Below are 21,101 nucleotides of genomic sequence, written 5' to 3' on the forward strand. Positions count from 1 at the left end.
ATTATGCGCTTTTCGCCCGGTTGATTGGGCGGCACACTGGCTGCATGAACACGAATCAGCCCATGCATCCCGCCTTCACGGCACAAGCCACATCCGCTGCGCGCGCGGACAAGTACGTGGGCGCCCTGCCGTTTTTGCTGGGTTCGGGCCTGCTGGGGACTATCGGGGTGTTCGTGCACATGGCGGGCGCCGGCGCGCTGACGACGGCGTGGTTTCGATGTGTGTTCGGCCTTGCCGGCCTTACCGTGTGGATGCTGGCCCGAGGACAGGGCCGCGCGTTGGTCCTGTCCCGGTCCACCGCGCCGCTGGCGCTGGCTGCGGGTTCGCTGATCGTGCTGAGCTGGGTGCTGTTCTTTGCCGCGATAGAACGGACTTCCGCGGGCATGGCGGTGGTGCTGTTCCATATTCAGCCCATGTGGGTGCTGCTGCTGGGCGCGGTATGGCTGCACGAGCGCAGCAGCCGGCAACGTCTTGTCTCGATCCTCTTCGCGATGGGTGGGCTGGTGCTGGCGACAGGCGTGCTGGAGCACAATGCTTCCGCGTCTTCGCCTGCGGCGCAGGCGGGCTATTGGTGGGGCGTGGCGTTCTGTCTGATCGGGTCGATTTGCACCGCCTTCGCAACGGTCATGACGCGGCGGCTGGGCCCTATGCCCACGGGCGTCCTGGCATGGTGGCAATGCGCAGTGGGCGCGGCGGTGTTGTGGGTGTGGCCGATGCAGCAGGGCTGGCCCGCGTGGGGGGCTTCCTGGTTCTGGCTGGCAGGCCTGGGGCTGATACACACCGCCCTGGCCTACTCGCTGATATACGCGGGTATGGCGCGCCTGCCGACGGGGCGGATCGCCGTTTTCCAGTTTGTCTATCCGGCGGTGGCGATCCTGATCGACTGGCTGTACTTTGATCGGCGCCTAGGCAGCCTGCAACTGGTGGGGATCGTAATCATGGGCGTGGCGATCTGGACCGCGGAACGCGACGGCAGACCTTGGCGCCAGCAGAAGGCGCGGTGACCAGGGCGCGGATGCCCGTTGCCAGCTAGGTCTGCGCGACCTCGTTCCCCTGCAGCGTCCGCAACCGCCTCAGTTCGGGGAACCATCGCATCCACAATCCCGCCACCGCAATCGTTCCGATCCCGCCGATCACCACGGCGGGCACGGCGCCGAACAGGTGCGCCGTCAGGCCGGATTCGAATTCGCCAAGCTGATTGGACGCGCCGATGAAGAGCGTATTTACCGCGCTGACCCGTCCCAGCATGTGGTCGGGCGTATTCAGCTGCACCAGCGATGAACGCACGACGACGCTGACGGCGTCCGCCGCGCCCAGCACGACCAGCGCGGCGACTGACAGCGGGATCGAGGTCGACAAGCCGAACACGGTGGTCGCCAGGCCGAAGACGATGAGCGAGCCGAACAGCAGCCGTCCGACGTTTTCGCCCAGGCTCAGCCTGGCCAGCGTCAACGACATCAGCGCCGCCCCGCAGGCGGGCGCGGCGCGCAGTGCGCCCAGCGCCCAGGGGCCGGCGTTCAGGATGTCCTTGGCGAAGATGGGCAGCAGGGCCGTCGCGCCACCCAGCAGCACGGCGAAGAGGTCCAGCGACAGCGTGCCCAGCAGCAGGCGGCGCTGGAAGATGAAGGTGATGCCGCCGAACAGGGTGCGCCACGTCGTGGGCTCCTTGCGGGGCGGCGCGCGGTCGATGACCAGGGTGGCGATGGACGCAAACGCCGTCAGGTACAGCGCCGCGGCCACGCAGTAGATCCACCCCGCGCCCAGTCCGTAGCCGACGCCGCCCAGCGCGGGGCCGGCGATCTGCGCGATTTGGCCTCCCGAAGACGACAGGGCGGTGGCGCGGGGCAGCCATTCGCGTGGAACTACGGCGGGGATCAGCGTGGACAGGGTTGGCGCCTCGAAGGCGCGCGCCGAGCTCATGATGATGATCGTGGCGTAGATCAGCGTCTTGCCGCCCACGCCGTGCAGCGCGGCGATGGCCAGCACCAGTGTGGCCAGGGCTTCCAGCGCCATGCAGACGGCAACGATCTTGCGGCGGTCGTAGCGGTCGGCCACGTGGCCGACGACCAGCGTCAGCGCGGCCATGGGCAGGAACTGCGCCAGGCCGATCAGGCCCAGGTCGATGGCGCTGCCCGACAGCGCGTAGATCTGCCAGCCCACCGCCACGGACACGATCTGGAATGCCAGCGACGCGCTGACGCGCGCAAAGAGGAAATGCAGGAATGGGGGACGGGAAAGCGGACTGGGAGAGTCGGGCATGGGGGAAGCGTGACGCGCGGGGAACGTCCGATTCTAGGCGGCGTGGGCTGACGCGCAGCTAAACCCCGCCGCAAGCGGCATGGCCAAATAAACAGCGGCTCGGGACGCGAACGTCCGGAGCCGCCGGGAGCGCGGTTTGGCGCCGCGCGCGTTTATTCGATCGACACCAGTTCTGCGCCTTCCGTCACCTGGTCGCCTACGCCGTAGAACACTTCGGCCACGGTGCCGTCCGCGGTGGCGGAGATGGTGTGCTCCATCTTCATGGCTTCCATGACCAGCAGGGGCTGGCCTTTCTCGACGGTGTCGCCCGCTTTGACCGCGATGGAGATGATTTTGCCGGGCATGGGCGCGGCCAGGCCGGCGCCGTGGTCGCCCTGCGTGTCCTGCGAGTGCGTCAGCGCGTCATAGAGGTCCAGGACGTGCGCGCCGTCTTCACGGAATACGTAGGCGCGGTCGGCGTGCAGAACGACCGTGCCGGCGCTCTCGTGGCCTTGCAGGGTGATGCGCAGGCCGTAGGCCAGGTTGGGGTTGGCGCTGGCGTGGGAGCGCCACAGGAAGGGCCGCGGGCCGTCGCCGGTGTCCAGCGTCCAGGCGCCGCCCTGCCGGGCCACGGTGACGCGGCGGGTCTCGCCGTTGTCGATCCATTGCAGGTGGCGGTGGTACTGGCCGCCCAGGCGCCAGCCGTCGCGCGCGTCCCAGGGATCGGCCGGTCCCTTGCCGGCGCCTTGCGATCCGGGCTGGGCCAGGCCCTGGCGCACCAGCACGGCGGCAGACGCCAGCGCCAGGATGTCGGCGCTGGCGGCTTGGGGTTCGGGCAGCAGTGTGGCGCGCTGGCGCTCGATGAGACCCGTGTCCAGGTCCGCCGCGGCAAAGGCGCTGTCCTTCATGAGGCGGGACAGGAAGGCCACGTTGGTCTGCACGCCCACGGCCTGCGTCTGCGCCAGGGCCTGCAGCATGCGGGCGCGGGCCTGGTCGCGGTCGGCGCCGTGCACGATGAGCTTGGCGATCATCGGGTCGTAGAACGGCGTGATGGTGTCGCCCATGCGCACCCCGCCGTCGACGCGGATATCGCCGTTGGCGAACGCGGTGTGGGCAGGCAGGCCCAGGTAGGCCAGCGTGCCGATCGACGGCAGGAAGCCCTTCTCGGGGTTCTCGGCGTAGATGCGGGCCTCGATGGCGTGGCCGTTGATGCGCAGGTCTTCCTGGCGCGCCGGCAGCGGCTGGCCGGCGGCCACGCGCAGCTGCCATTCGACCAGGTCGTGGCCGGTGATCATTTCGGTCACCGGATGCTCGACCTGCAGCCGGGTGTTCATTTCCATGAAGTAGAAGCGGCCGTCGGGCTCGGCGATGAATTCCACCGTGCCCGCGCCCACGTAGCCCACGGCGCGCGCGGCGGCGACCGCGGCTTCGCCCATGGCGCGGCGGCGCTCTTCGGTCATGCCGGGCGCGGGCGCTTCTTCGATCACCTTCTGGTGGCGGCGCTGCACCGAGCAGTCGCGTTCGAACAGGTAGACGCAGTTGCCGTGCGTGTCGGCGAACACTTGGATTTCAATGTGGCGCGGCTTTTGCAGGTAGCGTTCGATCAGCACGCGGTCGTCGCCGAAGCTGGACGCCGCTTCACGCTGGCACGAGGCCAGCGCGTCCAGGAAGGCGCCGGACGAGTCCACGACGCGCATGCCCTTGCCGCCGCCGCCCGCGCTGGCCTTGATCAGCACGGGGTAGCCGATGGCGTCGGCCTGCGACTTGAGAAACTGCGGATCCTGGTTGTCGCCGTGATAGCCGGGCACCAGCGGCACGCCGGCCTTTTCCATCAGGGTTTTGGCGGCGGACTTGCTGCCCATGGCGGCGATGGCGGACGCCGGCGGGCCGACGAAGGCGATGCCGGCTTCTTCAGCGGCCTGCGCGAAGGCTTCGTTTTCCGACAGAAAGCCGTAGCCGGGGTGGATGGCGCCGGCGCCGGTGTCGCGCGCGGCCTGCAGGATGGCGTCGGCGCGCAGGTAGCTGGCGCGCGGCTCGGAGCCGCCGATGTAAACGGCCTGGTCGCAGGCGGCGACGTGGCGCGCGTTGGCGTCTGCGTCGGAATAGACGGCGACGGTGCGCAGGCCCATGCGGCGGGCGGTGGCGGCGACGCGGCAGGCGATTTCGCCGCGGTTGGCAATCAGCAGAGTGTCGAACATAGCGTTATCCAAGCTGAAGGTGTTTGGTGGAGCGCCAGCCCAATCGGGGGCGCCGCGGATCCGGCTTCGCCGGTCCGCCGGTGCCGCTCCCTTGAGGGGGCGCGCGAAGCGCGTAGGGGGTGGGTCCCATTCACATGCGGAAGACGCCGAATTTCGTGTCTTCAATCGGAGCGTTCAGCGCCGCCGACAGCGCCAGCCCCAGCACACGGCGCGTGTCCGCCGGCGCGATGATGCCGTCGTCCCACAGCCGCGCGGTGGCGTAATACGGATGACCTTCGCGTTCGTATTGTTCGCGGATCGGCGCCTTGAAGGCATTCTCTTCATCCGCCGACCACTGGCCGCCGCGCGCCTCGATGCCGTCGCGCTTGACCGTGGCCAGCACGCTTGCGGCCTGTTCGCCGCCCATGACCGAGATACGGGCGTTGGGCCACATGAAGAGCATGCGCGGCGAATAGGCGCGGCCGCACATGCCGTAATTGCCTGCGCCGAACGAGCCGCCGATCAGCACGGTGAACTTCGGCACGTTGGCCGTAGCCACGGCCGTCACCATCTTGGCGCCGTGGCGCGCGATGCCTTCGTTTTCGTACTTGCGGCCGACCATGAAGCCGGTGATGTTCTGCAGGAACACCAGCGGAATCTTGCGCTGCGCGCACAGTTCGATGAAGTGCGCGCCCTTCTGCGCGGACTCGGAAAACAGGATGCCGTTGTTCGCGACGATGCCGACGGGCATGCCGTGAATGTGCGCAAAGCCGGTGACCAGCGTGGGGCCGAAGCGCGCCTTGAACTCGTCGAACTCCGAGCCGTCCACGATGCGCGCGATGACCTCGCGCACGTCGTAGGGCTTGCGGGTGTCGGCGGGGATGATGCCGTTCAGTTCGCTGGGGTCGTAGCGCGGCTCGCGCACGGGGATCGTGGCCAGCGGCTGGGGCTTCTTGCGGTTCAGCCGCGCCACGGCGTTGCGCGCCAGTTGCAGCGCGTGCATGTCGTTGGCGGCCAGGTGGTCCACCACGCCGGACAGGCGCGTGTGCACGTCGCCGCCGCCCAGGTCTTCGGCGCTGACTTCCTCGCCCGTGGCGGCCTTTACGAGAGGCGGGCCGCCCAGGAAGATGGTGCCCTGGTTCTTGACGATGATGGACTCGTCGCTCATGGCGGGCACATAGGCGCCGCCGGCAGTGCAAGATCCCATCACCACGGCGATCTGCGAGATGCCCTGCGAGGACATCTGCGCCTGGTTGTAGAAGATGCGGCCGAAGTGTTCGCGGTCGGGAAAGACTTCATCCTGCTGCGGCAGGTTGGCGCCGCCGGAGTCCACCAGGTACACGCAGGGCAGATGGTTCTGCGCAGCGATTTCCTGCGCGCGCAGATGCTTTTTGACCGTCATCGGATAGTAGGTGCCGCCCTTGACCGTGGCGTCGTTGCATACGATGACGCATTCGGTGCCCGACACGCGGCCGATGCCGGTGATGACGCCCGCGCCGGGCGCGTCGCCGTCGTACATGCCGTGCGCCGCCATGGGCGACAGTTCCAGGAACGGCGTGCCCGGGTCGATCAGGTTTTCCACGCGCTCGCGCGGCAGCAGCTTGCCGCGCGCCACGTGCTTGGCGCGCGCGGATTCGCTGCCGCCCAGCGCGGTCTGCGCCAGCTTCTGGTTCAGGTCATCCAGCTGCGCCTGCATGGCGCTTGCATTGTCGGTGTAATCCTGCGACCGCGGATTGATGCGGGATTCGATGATGGGCATGGGGTACCACCCGTCCTGCTTGATTGGAATTTGTGGGCGCTCGAAGAGCGGTTTGTCTCGCTGCCCGGTGGTCCGGGAGTTTTTGTCGATTTGGAATTCTGGATTTCGTTGCGCCTTTCCTGCATGGCCCGCGACCGACCCGTCGCGGTGTGTGCAATGCCGAAAAGGCGCAGCGGAATCCTGCTCGGGAAGCGGGCTTTCGCCCGCGTCCCGAACAAGGGCTTAGATCATTTCGATGGCCATCGCGACGGCTTCACCGCCGCCGATGCACAGCGTGGCCACGCCGCGCTTGCCGCCGGTCTTGCGCAGCGCGCCGATCAGCGTGGCCATCAGGCGGGCGCCCGAGGCGCCGATCGGGTGGCCCAGCGCGGTGGCGCCGCCGTGGACGTTGACCTTTTCGTGCGGAAGCTTGAAGTCGGTCATGGCGGCCATGGTGACCACCGCGAAGGCTTCGTTGATCTCGTACAGGTCCACGTCCTCGGCCTTCCAGCCGGTCTTGGCGAACAGGTTCTTCAGCGCGCCGACGGGGGCGGTGGTGAACCAGTTGGGCTCTTGCGAGTGCTGGCTGTGGGCGACGATGCGGGCCAGCGGCTTGACGCCAAGCTTTTCGGCGGTGGACGCGCGCATCAGCACCATGGCGGCCGCGCCGTCGGAAATCGACGACGAGTTGGCGGCCGTGACCGTGCCGTCCTTCTTGAACGCGGGCTTCAGGGTGGGGATCTTTTCCGGCATGGCCTTGGTGGGGGCTTCGTCGGTGTCGATCACGGTGTCGCCCTTGCGGCCGGCTACGGTGACGGGGGCGATTTCCCACTTGAAGCTGCCGTCTTCCGATGCGGCGCGGGCGCGGCGCAGCGATTCCAGCGAGAACTCGTCCTGCTGTTCGCGCGTGAACAAATACTTCGACGCGCAGTCCTCGGCGAACACGCCCATGGCCTTGCCCTTGTCGTAGGCGTCTTCCAGGCCGTCCAGGGCCATGTGGTCGTACACGGTGTTGTGGCCGTAGCGGTAGCCCTGGCGGCCCTTGAGCAGCAGGTAGGGCGCGTTGCTCATGCTTTCCTGGCCGCCGGCGACAACGATGTTGGCGCTGCCCGAGGCCAGCAGGTCATGGCCGAACATGGCCGCCTTCAGGCCGGAACCGCAGACCTTGTGGATCGTGGTGCACGCGACGCCCAGCGGCAGGCCGGCGCCCAGCGCGGCCTGGCGGGCGGGCGCCTGGCCCTGGCCGGCTTGCAGCACGTTGCCCATGATGACTTCGTCGACTTGCTCGGCCTTGATGCCGGCGCGCTCGACCGCGGCCTTGATGGCCACCGAGCCCAGCTCGTGCGCGGCCAGGCCGGACAGGTTGCCCAGCATGCCGCCCATGGGCGTGCGGGCGACGGAAACGATAACGATGGGATCTGACATGACTAGCTCCTGTGAGGGTCGGGACAGCGTTTCGGTTACAACACCGCGTTGCCGCTTGAAGGGCGTTCTTGGCGCAGGCGTCTGTCCGTATCGTAAGGGAAAAATTCTTCAATCCGGCCCTGCGCCACATGGGCGCGGCAGGCCTGCCACCACTCCGGTTCCAGCAGGTCGGAATGGTGACGCATGAAGGCGCCGCGCACGCGCGCGTCGCCCAGCAGAAAGCGGCCGAACTCCTCGGGGAAAACGTCGTTCGGGCCGATCGCGTACCAGGGCTCGGAAGCCAGTTCCGCTTCTTCGTTCGGGGCCGGCGGTATGCGCCGGAAGTTCATTTCGGTCATGCGCTGGATTTCGTCGTAGTCGTAAAAGACGACCCGGCCCAGGCGCGTGACGCCGAAGTTCTTGTAAAGCATGTCGCCGGGGAAGATATTGGCGGCGGCCAGCTGCCGGATGGCGTCCCCGTATTCGCGCACGGCCGGGTCCAGCAGGGCGTCCGGCGCCTGGCGCAGATAGATGTTCAACGGCGTCATCCGGCGTTCGATGTAGACGTGGCGGATGACCACCGTGTCGGCGGTTTCTTCCAGCAGGCTGGGCACCAGCCGGCGCAGTTCGTCCAGCAGCGCGGGCGCGAAGCGCGCGCGCGGCAGCGCCACCTGCGAATACTCCCAGGTGTCGGCCATGCGGCCCACGCGGTCGTGCAGCTTCACCATCTGGTACTTGCGCCGCACGGTGGCGTGGTCCATGCCGTCCTTGTCGATGTGGTCTTTGATCAGCTTGAACACATAGGGGTAGGACGGAAGCGTGAACACGCACATCACCATGCCCTTGATGCCGGGGGCGATGTCGAAGGCATCGCGCGAATGGGCCAGGTGATGCAGGAAGTCGCGGTAGAACAGCGTCTTGCCCTGCTTTTGCAGGCCGATCATGGTGTAGAGCTCGGCTTTGGGCTTGCGCGGCAGGAGGCTCGACAGGAAGTTCACCACCGCGGCGGGCGTTTCCATGTCCACCAGGAAATAGGCGCGCGTGAAGCTGAACAGCGTGCTCAGGTCGTCCGCGCCCAGCAGCAGCGCGTCCAGCACGACCTGCCCCGCCGGGTTGCGCGTGAGCGCCACGGCAAAGGGATAGACGGTGGTCTGGTTGATCAGCCGCCCGACGATGTAGGCGCCTTTGTTGCGGAAGAACAGCGAGCCCAGCGCGTGGATCTGGCAGTCGCTGGCGATGCGCCGGCCCACGTGGCGCGGCAGAATCGCGCGCAGCTGCGACACGGCGGCGCGCGCCAGCAGCCGGGTGTCGCGCGGCAGGTCCTCGAACGGCAGGGCCAGGCCGAAGTCAGCCACCATGCGGATCAGGCTTTTTTCCAGTCCGTCCGTCGCCGGGTAGTACACGCGGTACGACGGCACGCTGCTGTCCAGGTAGTCGGTGGCGACCGCCGGCCGGACAAACAGGAAATCATTGTGGAAGTAGTCCCGGTGCAGCAGGCGGCACGACACCGAGTTGAAGAAGGTTTCGGCGCATTCGGGCTGGCGGTGTTCTCCCAGCAGGCCCACGAATTCCTGCTTGATCTGTTGCCAGAACGCGGTCTGGGCTTCGGTCAGGGACGGCGCGGCGGCGCCGTTGCCCGCGCCGTTCGTGGCGCTGCCGACGGCGCCTTCCGGCCGCCCGCGCAGCACGCCTTCAAGCTGGGTGGCGCATTCGCGCACCCGCATGTCGTAGTACTCGATCCGTTCGCGCGACAGGTGCTGGATGCCGTGCCAGTCGCCGGATTCGAACAGCGCCTTGGCGCGCTGCGCGCTGTAGCGGAACAGCGCATAGTGGCGGTCGAAGCCTGCCAGGATCAGGCGCGCGACGTCCAGCGGCGCGGGCCCCGGTGCGGGCGCCTGCTCGATGTGCTGGACGTCGGACATGCGGATCATGGCGGCGCGGCCTGCTGGTCCGTCAGGCGGTTTCGTTGAACAGTTCGCGGCCGATCAGCATGCGGCGGATCTCGCTGGTGCCGGCGCCGATTTCATACAGCTTGGCGTCGCGCCACAGGCGGCCCACCGGGTATTCGTTGATGTAGCCGTTTCCGCCCAGGATCTGCACGCCCTCGCCGGCCATCCACGTGGCTTTTTCCGCCGTGTACAGGATCAGCGCCGCGCAGTCCTTGCGCACCTGGCGCACGTGTTCCGAGCCCAGCTTGTCCAGGTTCTTGCCCACTTGGTAGCAGAAGGCGCGGCTGGCCTGCAGGGTGGTGTACAGGTCGGCGACCTTGCCCTGGATGAGCTGGAATTCGCCGATGGCCTGGCCGAACTGCTTGCGGTCATGGATGTAGGGCACCACGACGTCCATTACGGCCTGCATGATGCCCAGCGGGCCGCCGGACAGCACGGCGCGTTCGTAGTCCAGGCCGCTCATCAGCACTTTGACGCCGCCATTGACCTGGCCCAGCACGTTTTCCTCGGGGATCTCGCAGTCCTGGAACACCAGTTCGCCGGTGTGGCTGCCGCGCATGCCCAGCTTGTCCAGCTTCTGCGCCACCGAGAAGCCCTTAAAGCCCTTTTCCACCAGGAAGGCGGTGATGCCGCGCTGGTGGGCTTCGGGGTCGGTCTTGGCGTAGACGACCAGCGTGTCGGCGTCGGGGCCGTTGGTGATCCACATCTTGGTGCCGTTCAGCACGTAGCGGTCGCCTTTCTTGTCCGCGCGCAGCTTCATGCTGACGACGTCGGAGCCCGCGCCGGGCTCGCTCATGGCCAGGGCGCCCACGTGTTCGCCGGAGATCAGCTTGGGCAGGTACTTCGCCTTCTGGGCGGCCGTGCCGTTGCGGTTGATCTGGTTCACGCACAGGTTGGAGTGGGCGCCGTAGGACAGGCCCACCGAGGCGCTGGCGCGCGAGATTTCCTCCATCACGACCATGTGGGCCAGGTAGCCCAGGTTGGCGCCGCCGTATTCTTCGTCGGCGGTCATGCCCAGGACGCCGAGTTCACCGAATTTGCGCCAGAGGTCCATGGGGAACTGGTCGCTGCGATCGACTTCCGCGGCGCGCGGCGCGATCTCGGCCTGCGCGAAATTGCGTACGGCGTCGCGCAGCATGTCCAGGTCTTCGCCCAGGTCGAAGTTCAGGCCGGGAAGGTTCATCAGTGTCTCCGTGATAGTGGGTACTTACATTCTTGTCGGCGCCCGTTGCTTCGCCTGGTAGCCGGGTGAGGCTCATGATGCGCCGATCACTCGACGCCGCGCAATGATGCAGTGCAAATATTACGTTTACGTAAACGTAAATTGGATTCGGGTTATCCCTAGCGCCTCATGACCGTCCCGGGGAGTAGCGGTGAGTAATATTCCTGCCGATCCTTGAATCCTGAATCACCTCGATGGAGTAAGCCGTGCTCGAACTTTCCAACCTGGACGACATTGTGGCGCTGCGCCGCGACATCCATATGCATCCCGAGCTTTGCTACGAGGAGCACCGCACGGCCAAGGTGGTGGCGGACGCGCTGCGCGGCTGGGGCATCGAGACGCATACCGGCATCGCCAAGACCGGCGTCGTGGGCGTGATCAAGCGCGGCACGTCGGACCGGGCCATCATGCTGCGCGCCGACATGGACGCCCTGCCCATGCAGGAGGAAAACCAGTTCGAACACCGCTCGCGCCACGACGGCAAGATGCACGGCTGCGGCCATGACGGGCATACGGCCATGCTGCTGGCCGCCGCGCAGCACCTGCAGACGGCGGGCGGCTTCGACGGCACGGTGTACCTGTGCTTCCAGCCGGCCGAAGAAGGCGGCGCGGGCGGCCGCGCCATGATCCAGGACGGCCTGTTCACGCGCTTCCCGTGCGAAGCCGTGTTCGGCATGCACAACTGGCCGGGCCTGCCGGCCGGTTCGTTCGGCGTCTGTTCCGGCCCCATGATGGCGGCCGCCAACGGCTTCAAGATCACGGTCAAGGGCAAGGGCGGCCATGCCGCCGCGCCGCAGGACTGCAATGACCCGGTGCCCGCGCTGTTCGCCATCGGCCAGTCGCTGCAGACCATCCTGACGCGCAGCAAGCGCCCGCTGGACGCCGCCGTGCTGTCGATCACCCAGGTGCAGGCGGGCGGCAGCGTCATCAACGTGATCCCGAACACGGCGTGGCTGGGCGGCTCGGTGCGGGCCTACAGCACCGACGTGGTCGACCTGATCGAACGCCGGATGAAGGAGATCGCCGGCAACATCGCCGCCGCGCACGGCTGCGAGGCCGACGTTTTCTTCGAGCGCCGCTACCCGGCGCTGGTCAACACCGTGGCCGAGACCGAGTTCTGCATGGGCGTCATGCGCGAGGTCGTGGGCGAGGACCGCGCGCTGACGATCGAACCGGCCATGGCGTCGGAAGACTTTGCCTTCCTGCTGCAGGAAAAGCCTGGCTGCTACGTGTTCCTGGGCAACGGCGACGGCGAACACCGCATGGCGGGCCACGGCCTGGGCCCCTGCATGCTGCACAACGCCAGCTATGACTTCAATGATTCTCTGATTCCGGCGGGCGCGTCGTACTGGGTTCGCCTGGCGCAACGCTACCTTGCGTGATGTGCTTTACCGCTATCCGTTTTACCAACGCAGTGCTACGCAACATCACTAGGACGATATGAAAAAGAAGACATTGCTGATCAAGGCCGCGGGGGCGGCCCTGGCAATCATGGCAAGCGGCGCAATGGCCCAGACCTGGCCGGCCAAGCCTGTCACCGTGGTCGTGCCCTACACCGCAGGCGGCAGCGCCGATGCGATCGGGCGCCGCCTGGGCGACGCGCTGCGCAAGGAAGCGAACGTGACCGTCATCGTCGAGAACAAGCCTGGCGCGGGCGCTTCCGTGGGCACGGACTACGTGGCGCGGGCGCAGCCGGACGGCACCACGCTGCTGTTGGCCTCGACCAGCCCGCTGACCATCTTCCCGCACCTGGCCAAGACCAACTACGACCCGATGAAAGACCTGACGCCGGTGGCCAGCGTGGCCGTGGCGCCGGTCGCCATCGTGGCGACCAAGGCGTTGCCGGTGAAGGATTTCGCGGGCCTGGTCGAATACGCCAAGTCGCATCCGGAAGGCGTGCGCTACGGCACGCCGGGCCAGGGCACCGTGGCCCACATCGGCATGGCCGCCGTGACGACCCAGACCGGCACCAAGATGCTGCACGTGCCCTATCGCGGCAACAGCCAGGCGCTGACCGACGGGCTGGGCGGCGTGGTGGAACTGCTGGTGGTCAACAGCGATGTCGTGTTGCCGCACGTCGCCAACGGCGCGCTCAAGCCGCTGGCCGTGATGGCGCCGCAGCGTCTGGCCGCGTGGCCGGACGTGCCGACGATGGCCGAGCTGAAGCTGCCGCAGGCGCAGTACTACTCGAACTTCGGCGTGTTCGCGCCCGCCAACCTGCCGCCGGCGGTGTCGCAGCCGCTGCAGGCCGCGTTGACCAAGGCCGTGGCCAGCGCGGAGTTCCAGGACCTGCTGGCCAAGTCGTTCCTGCAGCCGGGCACGGCCTCGGGCGAGGCCTTCGCCAAGCAGGTGCAGGCCGAGTTCACGAACAACGCCCGCATCATCAAGGAAGGCAACATCAAGGCCGAGTAAACGGCGGCGTATGAAAAAAAAGCGCGCGACCCTTGGGGTTCGCGCGCTTTTTTTGTAGGTGCGAGCAAGCCGGACTACGCGCTGCGCGGCCCGAACATGATCACCAGCATGCCCGCCAGGCACAGACCCACGCCGATCCAGTCGCTGGCGCTGGGGCGCACGCCGTCCACGGCCCAGAGCCACAGCAGCGCCATGCCGATATAGACGCCGCCATAGGCGGCATAGACCCGGCCCGACGCGGTGGGGTGCAGCGTCAGCAGCCACGCGAACAGCGCCAGGCTGAGCGCGGCGGGCGCCAATAGCCAGATGGAATGGCCTTTACGCAGCCACAGGTAAGGCAGGTAGCAGCCGATGATCTCGGCCAGCGCGGTCAAGATGAACAGCGCGACGGTCTGCAGGGCGGCCATGCGCGGGGCCCTAGGGTTTCTGCGCCAGCAGGACGCGGCACTGGCGCTCCTGTTCGGCGATTTCGTGCAGGGTGTCGTCAATGTCGCGACGCTGCTGTTCCAGCGTGGCGCGGTGCTGTTCCAGCACGCTCAGGTACTGTCGCAACTGCACCTCGGTGTCGCCCGGTCCGTCGTACATGTCGATGAGCGTCAGGATTTCGGACAGCTGCAGGCCCAGCCGCTTGCCCCGCAGGGCCAGTTTCAGGCGCGTGCGGTCGCGTGGCCCGAAGATACGGTTGCGGCCCTCGCGCGCCGGGCTGACGATCCCCTGGTCTTCATAGAAGCGAATCGTGCGGGGCGTGACGTCGAACTCGCGCGAGAGTTCAGAGATGGTCCAGGTTGACGGGGGCATGCGACGTGTGGCAGTTTACGTAAACGTAAATTATGATGACTTGACCGGATCGTCAAGCGTGGAGAGGCAATGAACCCCAACGAACAGAAGCTTCAGTACCCCTGGGCCGATTTCCAGCCCGAAGCCGGCCGCGCGCATGTGGTGGCGGAAGGGGTCAAATGGATCCGGATGCCGCTGCCGTTCGCGCTGGATCATATCAACCTCTGGCTGCTGCGCGACAACATTGACGGCAAGGACGGCTGGACCATCGTCGACTGCGGCATCTCGCGCGACGAAGTGAAGACGCTGTGGGAAGACGTGTTCAAGAACGAACTGGACGGCCTGCCCGTGCTGCGCGTGCTGGTCACCCACATGCATCCTGACCACATCGGCCTGGCCTATTGGCTGTGCGAACGCTGGAATGCGCGGCTGTGGATGACGATGACCGACTACATGGTGGCCTCGCTCTGGTCGTCGCGCCGCAATGACGCTGGCGTAGGGCCGGGCGGACAATCGGCGGTCGAGCATTTCGCCCGTCATGGTCTGACCGACCCGGATGCGCAGGAACAGATCCGCCAGCGCGCCAGCTACTACCCCAACCTGGTTCCCGCGGTGCCCTCCCGCTACACCCGCATCATGCACGGCGACCAGGTCCGCATCGGCGGGCGCGACTGGCGCGTCATCGTCGGCTATGGCCACGCGCCCGAGCATGCGTCGCTGTTCTCGCCGGACCTGGGCGTGCTGATTTCCGGGGACATGGTGTTGCCGCGCATTTCCACCAACGTCAGCGTGTTTGACTACGAACCCGACGCCAATTCCCTGCCCCTGTACTTGCGGTCGCTGGACGGCTATGACGGCCTGCCGGACGACACGCTGGTGCTGCCGTCGCACGGCCGCCCGTTCAAGGGCCTGCACGAACGCATCGCCCAGCAGCACGAGCATCACCGCGACCGGCTGGCGGAGGTGCTGGAAGCCTGTGCAGTCGCGCCGCAGTCCACGTCCGACATCGTGCCCGTGCTGTTCAAGCGCAAACTGGATCTGCACCAGCTCACCTTCGCCATGGGCGAGGCGCTGGCGCACCTGCACGCGCTGTACTTCGAAGGAAAACTGACGCGCGCCCTGGATGCGGACGGCATCGTGCGCTTCAAGGCCGCCTGAGCGGGGCCGGACAGGCGGCGCGGGGCTTTAGCGCGTCGCCGTCGCCAGCCGGACCGCCAGCCCCACGAACACCAGCGCGGCGATGCGGTTCAGCCAGCGCTTGGCGGTGACCGAGCGCTGCAGTAGTTCGCCGAACGCGCCCGAAAAGAAGGCGATGGCGCCGAACACCAGCAGCGTCGACACCATGAAGACCGCGCCCAGCTGCATGGTCTGCAGGCCCACCGGACCCAGCCGGGGCGAGGTGAACTGCGGCAGGAAGGCGAAGAAGAACAGCAGCACCTTGGGATTCGTCAGGTTCATGACGATGCCGCGGCGATACAGGGCGCCGGGCCGCATTGGCTCGGGACGCTTGCCGGCTTCGGATTCCACCGGCGCGCGCAGGATCTGCCACGCCAGCCAGGCCAGGTAGGCCGCGCCCGCAAGCTTGAGCACGGTGAACGCCATGGGCGAGGCCGCGAACACCGCGGCCAGCCCCACCGCCACGGCAGCGGTATGTCCCAGCAGCCCCGTGCACAGGCCCAGCACGACGAACATGCCCGCCTTGCGGCCCCAGATCGCCGACTGCATCAGCACGAACAGGTTGTCGGGCCCGGGAGTCAGGGCCAGCAGCACGGCAATGCCGAAGAATGCGATCAGGGTGTCGAGGGGCAGCATGGGGTCTCGTCGGAAGCGGGGCCGGCCGGCGCCGGACAGTGGCATCATAAGGGCAAAGCCGATCAGACCAGGAGACAGACCGACCATGACCGCCGCCGCACATCCCGACACGCAAACTGAAACCGCGGCATCGGCCGCCGCGGCGGCCGATGCCGCGCTCGAAACCTGGCTGCTTGCGCGCCATAGCTGCCGCGCGTTTCTCCCCGATCCCGTGCCGCGCGCCACCATCGAACGCATCCTGGCCCTGGCGCAGCGCACCGCGTCCTGGTGCAACTGCCAGCCCTGGCAGGTGGCCATCACCGAAGGCGACGGCACGCGGCGGCTCAGCGACGCGCTGCAGCGCCGTGCGCAGCGTGACGGATTCACGCCCGACTTCCCCTTCCCGCGCGAATACCGGGGCGACTACCTGGCCCGCCGCCGCGAATCGGGCTTCCAGCTGTACGGCGCCGTGGGCGTGCCGCGCGGCGACCGCGAGGCCTACCGGCGCCAGGAAATGCGCAACTTTGCGCTGTTCGACGCGCCGCACGTCGCCATCGTCACCACCGACGAGGCCCTGGGCGAATACGGCGCCATGGACTGCGGCGGCTATGTCGCCAATTTCCTGCTGGCGGCCCAGGCCAATGGCGTGGCCACCGTGGCCCAGGCGTCGCTGGCCATGTATCCGGAAATCCTGCGCGAGGTCCTGGGCATCGGGTCCGACCGGCGCGTGGTCTGCGGCATCTCCTTCGGCTATGCGGACGCCGCGCATCCGGCCAACAGCTACCGCACCCGGCGGGCGGAATTGGAAGAAACGGTCAGCTGGATACGCTGAAATTCTTCCCGCCTCCTGATATGGTTTGGTTTCCCCGGTTTTGTCGCACCCTTTGAAGATGCCTACCAAACACATTGATACGGTTCTCCAGCACGCGGGCACCGCCCCGTTCAATCCCGAGACCGGCACGGCGCCGGTGCCGCTGCCCCCCATGCGGGCCAGCACGGTGCGCTTCGCCAACATCGCCGCCCTGGAAAACGCGCAGCGCAGCAAGGCGGCCGGCGGCCGGGCCACCACTTACGGCCGCATGGGCATGGACACCCATGCCGCGCTCGAAGCCGTGTTCACGCAACTGGAAGGCGGCACGCACTGCTACCTGGCGCCCTCGGGCCTGTCGGCCATGACCATGGTCATGATGGCGCTGTGCTCGGCGGGCGACCACGCCCTGATCTCCGACTGCGTGTATGGCCCAATGCGCGAACTGGACGACGCTGTCCTCAAGCGCATGAACATCTCCATCACGTATTTCTCGGCGGACGACGACCTGGAAGCGCTGGTGCAGCCGAACACCACGCTGCTGTATGTGGAATCGCCCGGTTCGCTGCTCTTCGAAATGCTGGACATGGGCGCCATGGCCGCGTTCGCCAAGGACCACGGCCTGGTGCTGGCCACCGACAACACCTGGGGATCCGGCTACATCTACCGTCCGCTGACCCTGGGCGCGCAAGTCTCCGTCATCGCTGGCACCAAGTACGTGGGCGGCCATTCCGACCTGATGCTGGGCGCCGTGGTCACCAACGACGAAGCCATCGCCCGCAAGCTGAACCGCACGCAATACGCCATGGGCTACTCCATCAGCGCGGACGATGCCTGGCTGGCGCTGCGCGGCGTGCGCACCCTGCCCATCCGCATGGCCCAGCACGCGCGCCACGCCATGCAGGTCTGCGAATTCCTCAACAGCCGCCCCGAGACCGTACGCCTGTTCCATCCCGCATGGCCCGCGGATCCAGGCCATGCGCTGTGGCAGCGCGACTGCACCGGGTCCAACGGCATGCTCTCCGTGGAACTGCGCCTGTCGCCGGACGCCGCGCGCGCCTTTGTCGACGCGCTGACCCTGTTCGGCATCGGCTTTTCGTGGGGCGGCTATGAAAGCCTGGTGCAGCTCGTATCGCCCAAGGACCTGTCCAAGCACCGGTACTGGGGCGAAGGCGACAACGCGCTGGTCCGCCTGCACATCGGGCTGGAATCGCCAGAAGACATCATCGCCGACCTGACCCAGGCCCTGGAAAAGGCCGCGGCATTCCAGGCGCAAGCCCAGGCCCAGGTCCAGCCCTGAGGCCTTCGCGGCGCGGCGCCGTCAGGCCGCTGCGCCGCGGATCCACGCGCCGATGCGCGCCGCGATGCCGTCGCTGTTGTCGTCCATCATGGGCATGTGCGAATTGCCCGCTATGCCCATGTCGGCCAGGCGCCACGTGTCCACGCGCGCGCCATTGCGCGCCAGCTCCTCGGCGTAGGCCGCGCCGCTTGCGCACAGCTTGCTCCACAGCGGCGTGGCGTCCAGGTAGTCGCCATAGACGAACAAAAACGGCTTGCCTGCAACGCTGGCCGCCACGACCTCGCTGGAAAACCCGGACGGTTCGATGCCGATCACGCCGCGCACAAGGTCCGGGCGCGCATGCAGCGCGCGGTAGGCCACTTCTCCGCCATGGCTGTGCGCCAGCACCAGGCAGGGGCCCACGCGGTCCAGCACGGCGCAAAAGCCCTGCAGCGCGGCGTCGTTGTTGCCCAGCCAGCGCGGCACCGCGTGGCGGATGAAGCTGTCGAAGGCGGCTACCGGGAAGCGCTGGCCCGCGAAAGCGCGCCGCGCCTCGAAGTCCTCGGCCCGGCCGAAGCGGAACAGCGACCAGCTTTCCTCGGCGTTGCGGATGATGGGCGGTTCCGGCCACACCTGCGCGAACGGCGCCCAGCCGGCGCGCCCGCGCTCCACGTTGTCCACCACATAGACCGCATGCCCCTGCCGCAGGAAGTGCTGCACCCAGCCCTGCCGGCCGTCCGGCGTCTGCTCCCACATCGCGCCGGTCATCCCGCCGCCGTGCAGCAGCACGATGGGCAGCGGATGCGCCAATTGCGCCGGGATGAAGTACTGCACGTAGGCCTGCTCGAAGTGGTAAAGGCCGTTGGGGTCATAGGCCAGCGACGCGGTCTGCGTGAAGGCGATGTCGCGGGTGGGCTGGCCTTCTATGCGCACGGGCCTGCCGCCCGCATAGAAGCTGCCGAAGTCCGCCAGGGCCAGTTCCTTCGTCATTGCTTGACCATGGGGCATTGGCTTTCGGACAGCGGCCAGGCCAGCGTGTCGCCGGGAATCGTGCGCACAACGTTGTAGTAGTCCCACGGCGCCTTGGACTGCTCGGGCGTCTTCACCTGCGCCAGCATCATGTCGCGCACCACAAGGCCGTCGGCGCGGATGTGCGCGTTCAGGCTGAAGGGATCGTCGATGGGCAGCGATTTCATCTTGGCCATCACGACGTCCGAGTCCACCGTGCCCGCGGCCTTCACCGCCTGCAGGTAGTGGCGCACCGAGCTGTAGACGCCGGCCTGCAGGAAGGTGGGCGGACGGCCCACGCGGGCCTCGAACTTCTTGGTGAAGGCGCGCGTGCCGTCGTTCATGTCCCAATAGGACGGCACGGTCAGGTAGGTCTTCTGCGCGGCCGCCAGGCCCAGGCTGTGCACGTCGGTCAGGAGCAGCAGCATCGCCGCCAGCTGCTGCGTGCCGCCAATGCCGAATTCCGCCGCCTGCTTGATCGCCGAGATGGTGTCGCCGCCCGCGTTGGCGATGGCGATGATCTGCGCCTTGGAGCCTTGCGCCTGCAGCAGGAACGATGCGAAGTCCGATGCGTTCAGGGGATGGAAGACCGTGCCGGCCACCTCTCCGCCGTTCGCCTTGACCACCGTTTCGGTGTCGGCGGCAAGCTGCTTGCCGAAGGCGTAGTCGGACGCCAGGATGAACCAGCGCTTGCCGCCTTCCTTGACGACGGCGGTGGCCGTTCCACGCGACAGCGCGTAGGTGGTGTAGGTCCATTGCACGCCGTAGGGCGAGCACTGCGCCTGCGTCAGCGCGGTCGTGCCGGGGCTGGAAAACAGCACCAGCTTTTTCTTTTCCCGCGCGATGCCCTGCACCGCCAGCGCGACCGAAGAGTTGGGCACGTCCACCACGACGTCCACGCCGTCCGTGTCGTACCACTTGCGGACCATGCTGCTGCCGATGTCCGGCCGGTGCTGGTGGTCGCCAGACACCAGCGAGATGGGTTTGCCGAGTACGGAGCCGCCCATTTCCTCGATGGCCAGCCGGGCGGCTTCCACGGAGCCCTTGCCGGTGGCGTCGGCGGTGACGCCCGCCATGTCCGTCAGGACGCCGATCTTGACGCCGTCGGCGGCGCTGGCATGGGCCAGCGGTGCGCCCGACGCGAAACACAGGCCCAGGGCCAGGCTCAACGCCGCGCGGCTGCGCAGGAATTGTCTGTTCATTTGTCTTCCACCCGTTTGATGCCGTCGATGCGGCGAATTCTTGTGGCGAAAGTGTAGCGCGGCCCCCTGAACGCAGGCCTAAAGAAGCGCGCCAAAAACAAAACGCCCCGGCCGTGAGGCTCGGGGCGTCTGGCGGCGATGCCGCGGCGCGGTTTACTTGGCGCGCGCCATCGGGATCAGCTTGTCGACTTCCTTCAAGGCGCCTTCGTAGCTGTTGCCGGCCATGACCGGCGACGTCATGAACTTGCCGCCGATGGCGAACGACGGGGTGCCTTCGATGTTGTAGGCCTGGGCCAGCTGGTTGGCGCGCTGCACTTGGGCCTGCACGCTGAACGAGTCGAACACGGAGTCGAACTTGGCGCGGTCCACGCCTTGGGTCGCGATCCAGTCGCCCATCGCCTTCTTGTCGAACAGGCGCTTGTGTTCGCCGTGGATGGCGGTGAAGACCTTGGGATGCAGGTCGGGGCGGTCCAGGGCCAGCAGGGCGTAGTAGAGCTGCTGCAGCGGCTTCATGCCGGCGTTGAAGGCGATCGGCACCTGCTTGAGCACCACGTCCGACGGAGCGGTCTTGGCCCAGTCTTCGACCATGGGTTCCATGGCGGCGCAATGCGGGCAGGTGTAGGCGAAGAATTCCAGGACCTCGACCTTGCCCGGGGTGTCCGAGGGCAGCGGCGGGTTGATCGGCACGTACTGCTGGGCGCCTTGCGCGTGGCTGACCGGGCTGAAGAACGCCGTGGCGGTCAGCGCGGCGGCTGCCAGGATGCGGATGAGCTTGGGGGACAGCATGGATGAGGTTCCTGGATAAAAAGCTACAGACAGGCCCGGGGCCGGATTAGTTCAACGTAAACGATCCGCCGACGCCCCTATTGGCGCACCACGGCGGTTTCGATCTTGTTCTCGCCCAGCCGGCCGCGCGCCCGGTTCATGTCGTCCAGGCGGGCAAACGGGCCCACGCGCACGCGGTTGATGGGTTTGCCGTTCAATTCGGCCTTCTGGACCGCCACCGGCAGGCCCAGGAGGATGATGCGGGCCTTCAGCGATTCCGCGTCGTTCTCGCCGCGGAAAGCGCCCGCCTGCAGGTAGTACGTGCCCGTGG

19 protein-coding genes are annotated in these 21,101 nt (G+C 67.3%); 6 read left to right on the forward strand and 13 right to left on the reverse strand.

The features are described from left to right. Positions 1 to 44: 44 nt before the first annotated feature. Positions 45 to 1,004, forward strand: a complete 960-nt coding sequence (locus KYC_RS00635) for a DMT family transporter (protein WP_100148234.1) — start codon at positions 45 to 47, stop codon at positions 1,002 to 1,004. 25 nt (positions 1,005 to 1,029) lie between these two features. Here the strand turns inward: KYC_RS00635 and KYC_RS00640 are convergent, their stop codons facing one another. The 6 genes from KYC_RS00640 to KYC_RS00665 form a co-directional block, all read right to left on the reverse strand. After that, the gene (locus KYC_RS00640; RefSeq protein ID WP_008157695.1) at positions 1,030 to 2,259 is read right to left on the reverse strand and encodes an MFS transporter; all 1,230 of its coding nucleotides are present in this window, start codon (positions 2,257 to 2,259) and stop codon (positions 1,030 to 1,032) included. A 152-nt stretch (positions 2,260 to 2,411) separates the two neighbouring features. Continuing rightward, positions 2,412 to 4,436: an acetyl-CoA carboxylase biotin carboxylase subunit gene (locus tag KYC_RS00645; protein WP_008157697.1), complete on the reverse strand. Its 2,025-nt coding sequence runs from the start codon at positions 4,434 to 4,436 to the stop codon at positions 2,412 to 2,414. A gap of 130 nt (positions 4,437 to 4,566) precedes the next feature. Next, on the reverse strand, positions 4,567 to 6,174 hold the full coding sequence (locus tag KYC_RS00650; protein ID WP_008157698.1) for a carboxyl transferase domain-containing protein: 1,608 nt from the start codon (positions 6,172 to 6,174) through the stop codon (positions 4,567 to 4,569). 222 nt (positions 6,175 to 6,396) lie between these two features. Further along, entirely contained in the window at positions 6,397 to 7,578 is a 1,182-nt protein-coding gene (locus KYC_RS00655) for an acetyl-CoA C-acetyltransferase (RefSeq protein WP_008157700.1), read from the reverse strand. 35 nt (positions 7,579 to 7,613) lie between these two features. Next, complete coding sequence (aceK, locus tag KYC_RS00660) at positions 7,614 to 9,488, reverse strand: bifunctional isocitrate dehydrogenase kinase/phosphatase (protein WP_008157702.1); 1,875 nt, start codon at positions 9,486 to 9,488, stop codon at positions 7,614 to 7,616. A gap of 22 nt (positions 9,489 to 9,510) precedes the next feature. Then, complete coding sequence (locus KYC_RS00665) at positions 9,511 to 10,689, reverse strand: isovaleryl-CoA dehydrogenase (RefSeq protein ID WP_008157704.1); 1,179 nt, start codon at positions 10,687 to 10,689, stop codon at positions 9,511 to 9,513. Between the two features lie 245 nt (positions 10,690 to 10,934). Between KYC_RS00665 and KYC_RS00670 the strand changes: the two genes are divergently transcribed. Together KYC_RS00670 and KYC_RS00675 are read left to right on the forward strand one after the other, a co-directional pair. Continuing rightward, entirely contained in the window at positions 10,935 to 12,110 is a 1,176-nt protein-coding gene (locus KYC_RS00670) for a M20 aminoacylase family protein (protein WP_008157706.1), read from the forward strand. A gap of 58 nt (positions 12,111 to 12,168) precedes the next feature. Beyond that, on the forward strand, positions 12,169 to 13,140 hold the full coding sequence (locus KYC_RS00675; protein ID WP_043517156.1) for a Bug family tripartite tricarboxylate transporter substrate binding protein: 972 nt from the start codon (positions 12,169 to 12,171) through the stop codon (positions 13,138 to 13,140). Between the two features lie 74 nt (positions 13,141 to 13,214). Here the strand turns inward: KYC_RS00675 and KYC_RS00680 are convergent, their stop codons facing one another. Beyond that, on the reverse strand, positions 13,215 to 13,547 hold the full coding sequence (locus KYC_RS00680) for a YnfA family protein (RefSeq protein WP_008157710.1): 333 nt from the start codon (positions 13,545 to 13,547) through the stop codon (positions 13,215 to 13,217). Between the two features lie 10 nt (positions 13,548 to 13,557). Beyond that, the gene (locus KYC_RS00685) at positions 13,558 to 13,938 is read right to left on the reverse strand and encodes a MerR family transcriptional regulator (protein ID WP_008157713.1); all 381 of its coding nucleotides are present in this window, start codon (positions 13,936 to 13,938) and stop codon (positions 13,558 to 13,560) included. Positions 13,939 to 14,007: 69 nt separating this feature from the next. On the opposite strand from KYC_RS00685, the gene KYC_RS00690 reads away from it, so the two are divergent. Next, on the forward strand, positions 14,008 to 15,075 hold the full coding sequence (locus KYC_RS00690; RefSeq protein ID WP_008157716.1) for an MBL fold metallo-hydrolase: 1,068 nt from the start codon (positions 14,008 to 14,010) through the stop codon (positions 15,073 to 15,075). Positions 15,076 to 15,102: 27 nt separating this feature from the next. Here KYC_RS00690 and KYC_RS00695 read toward each other — a convergent pair whose 3' ends face one another. Next, entirely contained in the window at positions 15,103 to 15,729 is a 627-nt protein-coding gene (locus tag KYC_RS00695; protein WP_008157718.1) for a LysE family translocator, read from the reverse strand. A gap of 85 nt (positions 15,730 to 15,814) precedes the next feature. Between KYC_RS00695 and KYC_RS00700 the strand changes: the two genes are divergently transcribed. Together KYC_RS00700 and metC are read left to right on the forward strand one after the other, a co-directional pair. Beyond that, the gene (locus KYC_RS00700; protein ID WP_008157720.1) at positions 15,815 to 16,540 is read left to right on the forward strand and encodes a nitroreductase; all 726 of its coding nucleotides are present in this window, start codon (positions 15,815 to 15,817) and stop codon (positions 16,538 to 16,540) included. Positions 16,541 to 16,598: 58 nt separating this feature from the next. After that, a complete protein-coding gene (metC, locus tag KYC_RS00705; RefSeq protein WP_043517168.1) occupies positions 16,599 to 17,816 on the forward strand; it encodes a cystathionine beta-lyase in 1,218 nt (405 codons plus the stop codon). Between the two features lie 21 nt (positions 17,817 to 17,837). Here the strand turns inward: metC and KYC_RS00710 are convergent, their stop codons facing one another. From KYC_RS00710 to KYC_RS00725, 4 genes are all read right to left on the reverse strand, one after another. Beyond that, a complete protein-coding gene (locus KYC_RS00710; RefSeq protein ID WP_008157724.1) occupies positions 17,838 to 18,785 on the reverse strand; it encodes an alpha/beta hydrolase in 948 nt (315 codons plus the stop codon). After that, positions 18,782 to 20,005 (reverse strand): ABC transporter substrate-binding protein, encoded by a 1,224-nt coding sequence (locus tag KYC_RS00715; RefSeq protein ID WP_008157726.1) that lies wholly within the window; start codon positions 20,003 to 20,005, stop codon positions 18,782 to 18,784. Before KYC_RS00715 ends, KYC_RS00710 begins: the two co-directional genes overlap by 4 nt. A 153-nt stretch (positions 20,006 to 20,158) precedes the next feature. Continuing rightward, on the reverse strand, positions 20,159 to 20,791 hold the full coding sequence (locus tag KYC_RS00720) for a thiol:disulfide interchange protein DsbA/DsbL (protein ID WP_008157728.1): 633 nt from the start codon (positions 20,789 to 20,791) through the stop codon (positions 20,159 to 20,161). A gap of 77 nt (positions 20,792 to 20,868) precedes the next feature. Continuing rightward, a partial coding sequence (locus KYC_RS00725; RefSeq protein ID WP_008157730.1) for an SPOR domain-containing protein occupies positions 20,869 to 21,101 on the reverse strand: 233 nt, incomplete at its 5' end.

It is taken from the genome of Achromobacter arsenitoxydans SY8 (genome assembly GCF_000236785.1).
Lineage (GTDB): Bacteria > Pseudomonadota > Gammaproteobacteria > Burkholderiales > Burkholderiaceae_B > Achromobacter > Achromobacter arsenitoxydans.